At 51.8% G+C, this 11,382-nt stretch carries 11 protein-coding genes; 9 read left to right on the forward strand and 2 right to left on the reverse strand.

Features of this window, described 5'->3' with window-relative positions; translation table 11 throughout:
* The 4 genes from KDK14_RS18045 to KDK14_RS18060 form a co-directional block, all read left to right on the forward strand.
* On the forward strand, positions 1-328 hold a 328-nt coding region (locus KDK14_RS18045; RefSeq protein ID WP_257266584.1), incomplete at its 5' end, for a hypothetical protein.
* Between the two features lie 17 nt (positions 329-345).
* Positions 346-654, forward strand: coding sequence for a hypothetical protein (locus KDK14_RS18050; protein ID WP_257266585.1), 309 nt, complete (start codon positions 346-348; stop codon positions 652-654).
* Complete coding sequence (locus KDK14_RS18055; protein WP_257266586.1) at positions 635-3,007, forward strand: class I SAM-dependent DNA methyltransferase; 2,373 nt, start codon at positions 635-637, stop codon at positions 3,005-3,007. Before KDK14_RS18050 ends, KDK14_RS18055 begins: the two co-directional genes overlap by 20 nt.
* The gene (locus KDK14_RS18060) at positions 3,000-4,238 is read left to right on the forward strand and encodes a restriction endonuclease subunit S (RefSeq protein WP_257266587.1); all 1,239 of its coding nucleotides are present in this window, start codon (positions 3,000-3,002) and stop codon (positions 4,236-4,238) included. Before KDK14_RS18055 ends, KDK14_RS18060 begins: the two co-directional genes overlap by 8 nt.
* Before the next feature lie 5 nt (positions 4,239-4,243).
* Here the strand turns inward: KDK14_RS18060 and KDK14_RS18065 are convergent, their stop codons facing one another.
* A complete protein-coding gene (locus KDK14_RS18065; RefSeq protein ID WP_257266588.1) occupies positions 4,244-4,534 on the reverse strand; it encodes a HigA family addiction module antitoxin in 291 nt (96 codons plus the stop codon).
* Positions 4,534-4,812, reverse strand: coding sequence for a type II toxin-antitoxin system RelE/ParE family toxin (locus KDK14_RS18070; RefSeq protein WP_257266589.1), 279 nt, complete (start codon positions 4,810-4,812; stop codon positions 4,534-4,536). Before KDK14_RS18070 ends, KDK14_RS18065 begins: the two co-directional genes overlap by 1 nt.
* Positions 4,813-4,859: 47 nt before the next feature.
* Between KDK14_RS18070 and KDK14_RS18075 the strand changes: the two genes are divergently transcribed.
* The 5 genes from KDK14_RS18075 (at position 4,860) to KDK14_RS18095 (ending at position 11,058) form a co-directional block, all read left to right on the forward strand.
* A complete protein-coding gene (locus KDK14_RS18075; protein ID WP_257266590.1) occupies positions 4,860-7,898 on the forward strand; it encodes a type I restriction endonuclease subunit R in 3,039 nt (1,012 codons plus the stop codon).
* 117 nt (positions 7,899-8,015) lie between these two features.
* Positions 8,016-8,618 carry a hypothetical protein gene (locus tag KDK14_RS18080; RefSeq protein ID WP_257266591.1) on the forward strand — a complete coding sequence of 201 codons (603 nt, stop codon included), beginning with the start codon at positions 8,016-8,018 and terminating at the stop codon, positions 8,616-8,618.
* A 109-nt stretch (positions 8,619-8,727) separates the two neighbouring features.
* Positions 8,728-9,075 carry a hypothetical protein gene (locus KDK14_RS18085; RefSeq protein ID WP_257266592.1) on the forward strand — a complete coding sequence of 116 codons (348 nt, stop codon included), beginning with the start codon at positions 8,728-8,730 and terminating at the stop codon, positions 9,073-9,075.
* A gap of 460 nt (positions 9,076-9,535) precedes the next feature.
* Complete coding sequence (locus tag KDK14_RS18090) at positions 9,536-10,768, forward strand: ankyrin repeat domain-containing protein (protein ID WP_257266593.1); 1,233 nt, start codon at positions 9,536-9,538, stop codon at positions 10,766-10,768.
* A 146-nt stretch (positions 10,769-10,914) separates the two neighbouring features.
* Positions 10,915-11,058: a hypothetical protein gene (locus KDK14_RS18095; RefSeq protein ID WP_257266594.1), complete on the forward strand. Its 144-nt coding sequence runs from the start codon at positions 10,915-10,917 to the stop codon at positions 11,056-11,058.
* Positions 11,059-11,382 lie beyond the last annotated feature (324 nt).

An 11,382-nucleotide genomic window follows, 5' to 3' on the forward strand; every position in this document is an offset into this window, starting at 1 on the left:
GGAATACGCCGGCCAAATCAAGTTAGACAGTGAGCTGGCGCAGCGCTTTATTAAAGGCCAGATGGAGGTTGCCAAATTCTTACAAAACCAGGAGCAGACAGCGTCCCCTCTGGATGTAGCACAGGCCGCTCTTCGCAAACAGGCGCTGCGGGAAGAATTGATTAACATCACACCAAAGATGCTGAATGCTCTGAAAGAGATTGCGGATGATCTTGAGCTGGTAGCGTTCCGTAACGCTATACAGACGACACTGAGCCATCAGATGAAAGGGCTGCCACTGGAAATCAAAGATCTACAGGAAATTGTCTTCCGATCGCTCTATCCTTAGCGTGGATATTTCATAAAATGGCCCGAAAATTTCGGGCACGACCACATCACGACCACATCACGACCACATGGATGTCGGAGGCAAGGCAGAGAACAAGGGTAAGCAAGGCAGTCATTATCACCGTCGTCGAATACCCTCACGATTTCGGCCATACAACCGGTTTTGCTTTCGTGCTAGCATCTGCCGCTATCAAGATTGCAGGCACCCACTTCAGACAGTTTATTGGCCTGGCTTTGCTTGCCCAACCTGCACTGTCTGTCCTCTTGCCTGCCGGTTTACCGCCGTTTTATCTGGAACCTTTTCTCCATGGATCACAGTGCCCATAACAAGCTGGTATCGTTTATCTGGTCGATTGCTGATGACTGCCTGCGGGATGTCTACGTCCGGGGCAAGTATCGGGATGTGATTCTGCCCATGGTGGTCCTGCGTCGTCTGGATGCGTTGCTTGAGCCAACTAAAGTGCAGGTGCTGAAAGAGGTCGAGTTCCAGAAACAGGAGATGAGCGTTACCGAGCTGCTGACTGACCCGCTGATGGTGGCTTCCGGCTATAAGTTCTACAACACCAGCCAGTGGACCCTGACCAAACTGAATCAAACCGCCACCAATAACCAGCAGATTCTGCTGGCCAATGTGGAGGATTACCTGCACGGCTTCAGCCAGAATGTGAAGGAGATCATCCGGCGCTTTAACCTGGAAGCGCAAATGGAGCATATGGCCAGAAAGGATGTGCTGCTGGATGTGCTGGAAAAGTTCACCTCACCCCTGATCAACCTGACCCCTAAGGAGGCGGAAGACCCATATGGCCGTAAGCTGCCTGCCCTGAGCAATCTGGGCATGGGCTATGTGTTTGAAGAGTTGATCCGCAAGTTCAACGAGGAGAATAACGAGGAGGCCGGGGAGCACTTTACGCCCCGTGAGGTGATCGAGCTGATGACCCATCTGGTGTTTGACCCGGTCAAAGAGCGGTTGCCCCTGACTCTCTCCATTTACGATCCGGCCTGTGGTTCCGGCGGTATGCTCACCGAGTCGCAGAATTTTATTGATGAAAAATACCCGGCAGAGGGCTACCAGCGGGATATCCACCTGTATGGCAAAGAGATCAATGATGAGACCTACGCCATCTGCAAGTCGGACATGATGATCAAGGGCAATAACCCGGAGCATATTCGGGTGGGCTCCACGCTCTCTACCGATGAGTTTGCCCGAGAGCGGTTTGATTTTATGCTCTCTAATCCTCCTTATGGCAAAAGCTGGGCCGGTGAGCAGAAGTACATCAAGGATGGTTCTGAGGTGATTGACAGTCGCTTTCGGGTGCGCCTGACGGATTACTGGGGCAATGGTGAAGTGCAGGATGCCGCCCCCCGGTCCAGCGATGGGCAGTTGCTGTTCCTGATGGAGATGGTCAGCAAAATGAAGGCGACCGATGCAGGCTCCCGTATTGCTTCGGTACACAACGGCTCCAGCCTGTTTACCGGCGATGCGGGCAGCGGGGAAAGCAATATCCGCAGGCATATCATCGAAAATGACTGGCTGGAAGCGATTATCCAGTTGCCCAACAACCTGTTCTATAACACCGGCATTACCACCTATATCTGGCTACTGTCCAATAACAAGGCCGATAAGCGCAAAGGCAAGGTACAGTTGCTTGATGCCAGCGGCCTATACCGCAAACTGCGTAAGAACCTGGGCAACAAAAACTGTGAGTTTGCCCCGGAGCATATCCAGGCGATTACCGCGAACTATCTGGCACTGGCTCAGGTAGAACGGGAGGGTAACGGCATTGCCGCCAAGGTGTTTGATAATGACGACTTCGGTTACTACAAGGTCAATATCGAACGGCCTAATAGACGTTCAGCGCAGTTTACCCAGGAGCGGATTGCCCCGTTGCGGTTTGATAAAGCCCTGCGGGAGCCCATGGAGTGGGTATTCTGTCAGTGGGGCGAAGCGGTTTATGAGTCGGAAACCCTGAAGGCTAATGAGCAGGCGATTCTGGGCTGGTGTGAAGAGAATGAACTGAACCTGAATGCCAAAAACCGGAAGAAACTGTTAAGCCCGGATACCTGGCTCAAGGGGCGCAATCTGTTCAATGCTGCCAGCCAGTTGCTGGAGACCATCGGGCAGCAGACGTTTACTGATTTCAACCAGTTTAAAGCGCAGGTAGACCAGCACCTGAAAACGGCACAGCTGCGTCTGGGGGCCAGTGAGAAAAATGCCATTCTCAATGCCGTCAGCTGGTATGACCCGCAGGCGGAGAAGGTGATTCGCAAAACCGAGAAGCTCAGTGGCGAGAAGCTGGAAAAACTGCTGAAGCATTTGGGGTGTGAGGAGTTGGAACTGGCGGACTTTGGTTACTATCCCACGGATAAGGCCGGTGAGTACCTGACCTATGAGCCGTGCAGCGACCTGCGGGACAGTGAAACCATTCCCCTGAAGGACCATATTCACCGTTACTTTGTGGCGGAGGTGAAGCCCCATGTGGCGGAGGCGTGGATCAACCTGGACTCTACCAAAATCGGCTATGAGATCAGCTTTAACAAGTACTTTTACCGGCATAAGCCGTTGCGTTCTATGGAAGCGGTGGCGGCGGATATTGTGGCGCTGGAGCAGCAGGCGGAGGGGTTGATTGCCGACATCTTGGGGCTGGATATTGCTGAGGTATCGGGGGTGGAGCATGGATAAGGTGTTGGTGGCTATGCCTCGGTATGAGCGTTATAAGGATTCTGGGGTTGAGTGGTTGGGGGAAGTACCCGAACACTGGCAATTAATGAGAGCTAAATATCGTTTTATCCTGCAAAGAGGTCACGATTTATCTTCGGATCAAATGATTGATGGAGAATATGAGGTTTATGGATCAAATGGGCCAATTGGGACGCATAATAAATACACAACAGTGGGCCCGGGAGTAACGGTTGGTCGTAGCGGGAGTGTCGGTGAAGTTAATTATGTGCCTCATAATTTTTGGGCGCATAATACTTCTCTTTATGTGAAAAATTTTCTGAATGCTCCTCAAAAATATGTTTATTATCTCCTGCTCGCATTAGATCCTAAAAGGCTAAGCGAAGGCTCTGCTGTTAGTACACTTGATCGAAATAATATCCACTCTGAAGTTATTGCAACTCCCCCTAACCAGGAAGCGATACGTATTGCCAAGTATCTTGATGGTAAAACAACCCTGATATCCCAAACCATCGAGGTCAAAGAAAAACAGATCGCCCTGCTAAAAGAGCGCAAGCAGATACTGATTCAGAATGCGGTGACCCGTGGCCTTGATCCAGCGGTGCCGATGAAGGATTCCGGTGTTGACTGGATTGGGGAGATTCCGGTGTATTGGGAGGTCAAGCGAGCAAAGTATCTGTTTAATGAGATAGACGAACGGTCAAAGGATGGTCTGGAAGAACTCTTGTCAGTTTCCCATATGACAGGGGTAACTCCTCGTTCGGAAAAGAATGTCACAATGTTCATGGCAGAAGATTACACAGGCTCAAAGACCTGCCAGAAAGATGATTTGGTCATCAATATTATGTGGGCTTGGATGGGAGCAATGGGAGTATCCGATCAAGCTGGAATTGTTAGTTCGTCGTACGGAATTTTCAGACAGAAAGAGACGGGAGCGTTTCATCCTGCGTATCTTGAGCACCTCCTGAAGACTACGGGGTACATTGAGCATTACAACCGAGTGTCCACAGGTTTGCACTCTTCACGTTTGAGGTTTTATGCCCATATGTTTTTTGATATGGAGTTGGGTTACCCAGACCGGGCAGAGCAGGAGCGAATAATGTGTCATATCGAAACAGAGTCCACCAAAATCAACAAAGCCATCACCCTACACCAACAACAAATTGAACGACTAAAAGAGTACAAAGCCACCCTGATCAACAGCGCCGTAACCGGCAAAATCAAAGTGGCCTGAGGGCATCAGGCGGCATCCGGCCGGTAGGGGGTAACGTCCAGCTCCCTCTGCTTGAGATGCCAGAGGTCATGGGCATTTTGCATCCGCAGCCAATGGTCGGCAGAGGGTTTGCCAAACACCTTCTCCAGACGCAACGCCATTTCTGCGGTAATCGCCCCCCGGCCGTTGATGATTTTGGACAGGGTCTTACGGCTGACGCGCAGGTGTTCTGCCGCCTGGGTAACGGAAAGTCCAAGCGGCTTCAGCAGATCTTCACCCAGAATTTCACCGGGGTGAGCGGGGTTGTACATGGCCATCAGTGGTAATCCTCATAGTTGACTATTTCGACACCGGCCTGAGTCAGTCGGAAGGTCACTCGCCAGTTGCCACTGACGGTGACCGACCAGATACCTTGCCGTTCTCCTTTCAGCTGGTGCAGACGGTAGCCGGGAAAATCCATGTCAGAAATATGCGCCAATTCGTCCAGGTTGGTGAGAATGCGCTGCAATTTTCTGGCATGTTGCGCCTGTATTCCTGAGGTTTTACCGGTACGATAGAACCGCTCCAACCCTTTGTGCAGGAAACTGATTATCATAGCTGAAGTGTAACCCCTGAGGTTCCAGTGTCAATTGAGAGATGATTATGGTCAGCCAAACCAACGAGCAGGCACTTGAGGCCGCCATCGAACAGCAGCTTACCGGCACCTGCCTTGAACACAGGGACAGGGTAGCAGAGGGGGTTACCACCGCTGCACCGAACCACGGTTACCGGCTGGGTTATGCTCAGGATTTTAATGCCCATTACGCTGTGGATGACAAACAGTTCTGGGCATTTCTGCAGGCGACCCAGGGCGATGAACTGGCAAAGCTGCAAAAATCCGGGGCGGACTGGCAACAGAAAATTCTCGACCGCTATGACCGGCTGGTGAAGAAGTACGGCTTGCTGCATCTGCTGAAGAAAGGACTGGATGTGGATAACGCTCATTTGACGCTGTTCTATCCGGCACCGCTGGCCAGCAGCTCGGAGAAAGTGAAAGCCCGGTTTGCGGCCAATATTTTCAGCACTACCCGACAGGTGCATTATTCCCTGGCCAACCGGCGGGAAGCCATTGATCAGGTGTTGTTTATTAACGGCCTGCCCTTTGCCACCCTGGAGCTAAAGAACCCGTGGACCGGACAGACCGCCCGTTACCATGGCCAGAAGCAGTACCGGCAGGACCGGGACATCAGCCAGCCGTTATTGCAGTTTGGCCGTTGTCTGGTGCATATGGCGGTAGACACCGATGAGGTGTACATGACCACCAAACTGGCCGGTGAGCATACCTGGTTTCTGCCGTTTAACCGGGGGTATGCCCTGGGGGCCGGGAATCCACCCAATCCGAAGGGGCATAAAACGGCCTATTTGTGGCAAGAGGTGTTTCGCCGGGAGAGTGTCGCCAATATTATCCAGCACTTTGTCCGGCTCGATGGCAGCAAGAAAGACAAGCTCCCCGGGCGCACGCTGTTTTTCCCCCGCTATCACCAGCTGGATGTGGTCCGTCGGCTGGTGGCCCACGCGGCACGGGCGGGGGTTGGCCAGACCTATTTGATTCAGCACTCGGCGGGTTCCGGGAAATCCAACTCCATCACCTGGGCGGCGTATCAGTTGATTGAGGCCTATCCGGCCAATGACGGGGTGCCCGGTGCCCGGTCGGTGGACCAGCCGTTGTTTGACTCGGTGATTGTGGTGACGGACCGGCGCTTGCTGGATAAACAACTGCGGGAGAATATCAGAGAGTTCTCGGAGGTTAAAAATATTCTGGCACCGGCTTATAAGTCGGCGGAGTTAAAGGCCGCCCTGGAGCAGGGCAAGAAGATTATTATTACCACCATTCAGAAATTCCCGTTCATTATTGATGGCATCAGCGACCTGAGCGACAACCGGTTTGCGGTGATTATTGATGAGGCCCACAGCTCCCAGAGTGGTTCAGCCCACGACAATATGAACCGGGCGATTGGCACCGGGGGCAATGAGGATGACGAGGCGCTGGATGCCCAGGATAAAATTCTCAAGGCGATGCGCTCGCGCAAAATGCGGGGCAATGCCTCCTACTTTGCCTTTACCGCCACACCGAAAAGTACGACGCTGGAAAAATTTGGCACACGACTGGCGGATGGCAGTTTTCACCCGTTCCACCTCTACTCCATGAAGCAGGCCATTGAGGAAGGGTTTATTCTCGATGTGCTGGCCAATTACACCACCTACAAAAGTTACTACGAGATTCAGAAGTCCATTCAGGATAACCCCCTGTTTGATACCCGCAAGGCACAAAAGAAGCTGAAGGCCTTTGTGGAGCGCCATCAGCAGACCATTAACCTGAAAGCTGAGATTATGCTGGACCACTTTATGGAGCAGGTGGTGAGCACTAAAAACAAGCTGAAGGGCAAGGCCAAGGGGATGGTGATTACCCAGAATATTGAGTCGGCGATTCGCTATTACCATGCCCTGACCCGGCTGCTGGCGGACCGGGGGCAGCCGTTTAAGGTGTTGATTGCCTTTTCCGGCAGTAAAGCGGTGGACGGTATTGAGTATTCCGAGCCGGAGATTAACGGGTTTTCCGAGAGTGATACCCGTGACCGGTTTGATACGGACGACTATCGGCTGCTGGTGGTGGCCAACAAGTACCTGACCGGCTTTGACCAGCCCAAGCTGTGCACCATGTATGTGGATAAAAAGCTTCAGGGAGTGCTGGCGGTGCAGGCGCTGTCCCGTTTGAACCGGGCGGCTCCCAAGCTGAACAAGAAGACGGAAGACCTGTTTATTCTGGACTTCTTTAACGAGGTGGGGGATATCAAGGCGGCTTTTGACCCGTTTTACACGGCCACCAGTCTTTCGGAAGCGACGGATGTGAACGTGCTCCATGAACTGAAGGCTGTGCTGGATGAGGTTGGGGTGTATGAGTGGGCGGAGGTGGAACAGTTTGTTGAACGGTATTTTGATAATGCCGATGCCCAGCAGTTAAGCCCGATTATTGATGTGGCGGCGGACCGTTTTAATCGTGAGCTGGAGCTGGAAGAGCTGGACAAGGCGGATTTCAAGATCAAGGCCAAGCAGTTCGTGAAGATTTACGGTCAGATGGCGGCCATTATGCCCTTTGAGATCGTCGCCTGGGAAAAGCTGTTCTGGTTTTTGAAGTTCCTGATTCCCAAGTTGGTTCTGCAAGACCCGGAGGCGGACCAGATTGATGAGTTGCTGAACTCGGTGGATCTGTCCTCCTACGGCCTGCAACGGGTAAAGCTGAACCATGCCATTACCCTGGATGCCAGCGAAACCGAGCTTGACCCCCAGAACCCGAATTTACGGGGAGCCCATGGCAGTGAGGAGGAAAAAGACCCGCTGGACGCTATTATTCAGTCGTTTAATGAGCGGTGGTTTCAGGGATGGTCCGCCACGCCGGAAGAACAACGGGTGAAGTTTATGAGCATGGCCAGCAGTATTCGTAACCATCCGGACTTTGCCGCCAAGTACCAGGGGACCGATGATCGCCATAACCGGGATTTGGCCTTTAACAAGATTTTTGATGAGGTGATGCTGAATAACCGGCGCAATGAGCTGGAGCTGTATCGGCTGCTGGCCACGGATGCGGCGTTTAAGGCGGCGATGCAGCAGAGTTTGCGGGAGATGTTGGATGGTGGAGTCTGATATGTGCAACTACACAGTAGTTAGCCGATTGAAGGGAGAGCTTTATGGTGAAGGTGAGTCTCCTGAATTCAGAATATAATGATGGTCGAATGTCCTTTTCTGGAGTAATGATGACAGATGAACAACAGTAACCCTCCAGCTAAACCAACCATGGATTATGCCCAACTGCTTGAAGCGCTGAACCAGGCCAGCACCTTTGATCTGTTCCGGCTGAATGCCATGATCGGCAGTGAGCTGCAGTCGCCAGAGCGTATTGGCCGGATCAAGGCTGCGCTGACCATAGGGCAGAAGCTGAGCTATTTTGACAGTAACAGCAATTCGCTGCGTGACTGCGAGGTGTTGCAGCTCAGGCAAAAGCGGGCACTGGTTCTGGATTTTACCGATGGCAAACGCTGGACGGTGCCCTACTACATGCTCAATCTTGAAGGTGCCGATGCTCGCGTTAATCAGGAAACTCAACAAGGTCTGAGTCGCCATGCCATTGCTGTAGGTGATCTGCTGGGTTTTAAAGATAAGCATGGGGAGGAACATTTTGGCCATGTCCTCCGTCTGAATACTAAATCGGTCACCCTGCAGGTGTCAGAAGGGCAGTGGCGGGTTGCTTATTCTCTGCTCTACCGGGTTCTGGATGGGCAGGGTGAACAGGAAGGGGAACTGTTGATTGACGGTGAGAGGGCTGATCAGTGTGGTGAGATTGTTCAGGGCTCATTACTTGAGTGAATAACTTCTTTGCCTGAAGCCTGCCTGTTTTCAGGGCCAGGTGATTGGATGGGATAAACATACTGTATGGGAGTCGATAAATAACTTATTTTTTCAGGAGAGAAGAGACATGAATACCTTAAATGCTCCATTTCCAGCGGTGACAACACAGCCGGCGGCTCACAGAGCATCGGATTCTGCCTGTAAGTGTCCGGATGGCGTTGTTTCAAAATGGGTTATACCGTTTGGCGGTGCTTTATCAGCTCTGTGTGGTTATTGTGTAGTCGGCTTCGCAGGTGTCTATGTCGGCGGACCTGTTGGCGCTACTGTTGGCATTGGTATTGGCTGCGCTTATGCTGCTTGCAATCACTTTGAGGGCACTAATATTCGGGAGCGAGAGACCGCCAACTTTACGAGGATGGACACCCTTCCCGATGAGCTGCCGATGAGCTGCAACAGTCTCAGGGGCTACTATTGACAGTGTCTTCATCTGACACAGGAAATAGTTCTGGCTGTAGCAACCCAGTTCGGTCTCAGCCATGGAGGATTACTGCTCAGTCCGAGTCAAAAAAGTTATTTGTCCAGTTCGTCAGACTTGTCCAGTTCATCAGACGACGACATGTTTGAAAGCGCCAATCCTTCCGTTTTCAGAGCTACCAGAGCTGTGGATCGGGCCCTCCGGATTCCTCACGAATATGGCGCTCAGTTCCTTGAGGCTCGGTGCTGTGGGTCCTCTCTGGTAATCGTTCAGGTGACGGCGTTCGGAAAATAAGGCTAATACGCTGGATCATTGCAATTCTGGTAGAATTGGGATGGTAAAATCGAAAGAAACAAATCGAAAGATACAAATAATCTTTTTTTGTGGTGCCGGGATCAAAAACGAAATTTGGTTGTCTAAGTTCTAAAAACCATCAAACACCATCAGAGCTTTCACGACTATGGATACCAATGCTAACTGCCCTGCTACAGCCGGTTTTTCATCCCCACCCGCTCCACCCGAAAACAAAAAAAGAAAACGTCAAAAACCCGAAGCAAAACGCCAAACACCGCTGCCACCCGATCATTTCAGCCAGACCACAAAGGGGGCAAAAGCCAGAAAGATCACCGTATCTGAAAAAAACGTCGAAACCGCGGCTGCACGAGCCAACTTTGCAGACACCTCCGAACTGCTGAGCGAGCAACTGATAGAGGCGGCCAGGACAAACAACATTGAGGCCATAAAAGCAATGCTTGAACAGGGGGCAGATATCAATTTGCAGGGCGAGAGTGAAACACCCATTGCCACTGCAGCCGGCCATGGCCATCTTGGGCTGGTGCGCTTTTTGCACCAGGCAGGCGCAATGACTGACGGACGTGTTCCTTCCCCGATCATGGAAGCAGCCAGAAATGGCCATGTTGATGTGGTCAGTTACCTTGTTGGTGAAGCCGGTGTCAGTGTAGATACCTCCGTAAACGGCAGTACTCTGATCGCTAATGCCATCCAAAGAGGGCAAATTGATGTCGTAGAGTATTTGATTGAACACGGTGTCGACGTCAACGGCCCTGAAGACAGCTACAGTCACAGACCTCTGCGCGTGGCGGCTGAATCGGGTCACCTTGATATAGTGTCATTGCTGGTTGAGAAGGGGGCTGACATTGACGGTTGCAGAAAAGGTGTTGATACCCCGATCTACATAGCAGCCCGCAACCGCCACCGTGATATCGTGAAGTTTCTGGTTGACCAGGGTGCCAACGTCAATGCCTTCAGTTCAGGCAGCAACACACCAATCTGTGCTGCGGCCAAGGCCGGAGACTGTGAACTGGTCAAGTATTTGCTTCAACAGGGGGTGGATGTGAATGCCAACGGTACTGGCAGAGACACCCCGATCTATTGGGCTGCCAGCGCTGGCCGCTATGATATGGTGCAGTACTTGCGCAGTGCGGGCGCAACCTTTGAAACAAACAGCAAAAAGCCCGGAGCCCTGATACAAGCCGCCGCCTGGGGTGGGCTCACGACACTGGTCCAGGAGCTGCTGCAGAAGGGCGATTGCATCAGGGCACCCAGTGACTACACTCCCCTGATATCTGAAGCAGTGCAGGGTGAACGCTATAAGACGGCAGAATACCTGCGTGAACAGCGTGACCATTTGTCTAACACGCTTAATCCGGGGCGCAGGAAAAAAAGAAAATAACAATAGGGGGCAGCCGCTTGCTGTATAAGCCATTGAACTCGATATTTAACGAAACTCGCGGAATTCTCCACCTATAGCTCGCAGAGCTTAGGTGGAGATGGGTGGGGCCGCCCAGGTAGCGACCACCGGAATGCCGGACCATCGGAATGCCGGACCATCGGAATGCCGGACCATCGGAATGCCGGACCACCGGAATGCCGGACCACCGGAATGCCGGACCACCGGTTTATGGCTTTGGTGATCAGGGTGCCAGGATTGGTGTAAGCCATATTTTTTTATTGGCATTGTGAAATGTCCTCGACAGGAGGGCAACCTAAACCGTTATTATCCCCTCAACAGCCATAAGTAGGTCGAAGTTTGTTTTTATATATTTTTCTCGGACAATTCATGAGGATAGAGTGCCCCCTAAGCCTTAGTTACCAGGGGATGGAATTATTTACTGATCAATTGATCAAAATATACGGTAGCAAACTACCACCTACTTATTTATTGCCTGTTGACCTGCATCAATAAGGACGCAATCGCTGATCCTGACTTTTCTTTATTGATTCAATAGCGCTAATCAGGAAAAATTATGAAACCTTTCTATGATTTAAGGATCTATACGTTTGTAT

The organism is Endozoicomonas sp. ONNA2 (assembly GCF_024606365.1).
Classification (GTDB): Bacteria; Pseudomonadota; Gammaproteobacteria; order Pseudomonadales; family Endozoicomonadaceae; genus Endozoicomonas.

What these genes read in the sequence shown, in the direction of transcription:
- KDK14_RS18060 (WP_257266587.1), top strand. Translation starts at nt 3,000, where the DNA reads ATGGATAAGGTGTTGGTGGCTATGCCTCGGTATGAGCGTTATAAGGAT.
- KDK14_RS18095 (WP_257266594.1), top strand. Translation starts at nt 10,915, where the DNA reads ATGCCGGACCATCGGAATGCCGGACCATCGGAATGCCGGACCACCGGA.
- KDK14_RS18070 (WP_257266589.1), bottom strand. Translation starts at nt 4,812, where the DNA reads ATGATAATCAGTTTCCTGCACAAAGGGTTGGAGCGGTTCTATCGTACC.
- KDK14_RS18075 (WP_257266590.1), top strand. Translation starts at nt 4,860, where the DNA reads ATGGTCAGCCAAACCAACGAGCAGGCACTTGAGGCCGCCATCGAACAG.
- KDK14_RS18090 (WP_257266593.1), top strand. Translation starts at nt 9,536, where the DNA reads ATGGATACCAATGCTAACTGCCCTGCTACAGCCGGTTTTTCATCCCCA.
- KDK14_RS18065 (WP_257266588.1), bottom strand. Translation starts at nt 4,534, where the DNA reads ATGGCCATGTACAACCCCGCTCACCCCGGTGAAATTCTGGGTGAAGAT.
- KDK14_RS18085 (WP_257266592.1), top strand. Translation starts at nt 8,728, where the DNA reads ATGAATACCTTAAATGCTCCATTTCCAGCGGTGACAACACAGCCGGCG.
- KDK14_RS18080 (WP_257266591.1), top strand. Translation starts at nt 8,016, where the DNA reads ATGAACAACAGTAACCCTCCAGCTAAACCAACCATGGATTATGCCCAA.
- KDK14_RS18050 (WP_257266585.1), top strand. Translation starts at nt 346, where the DNA reads ATGGCCCGAAAATTTCGGGCACGACCACATCACGACCACATCACGACC.
- KDK14_RS18055 (WP_257266586.1), top strand. Translation starts at nt 635, where the DNA reads ATGGATCACAGTGCCCATAACAAGCTGGTATCGTTTATCTGGTCGATT.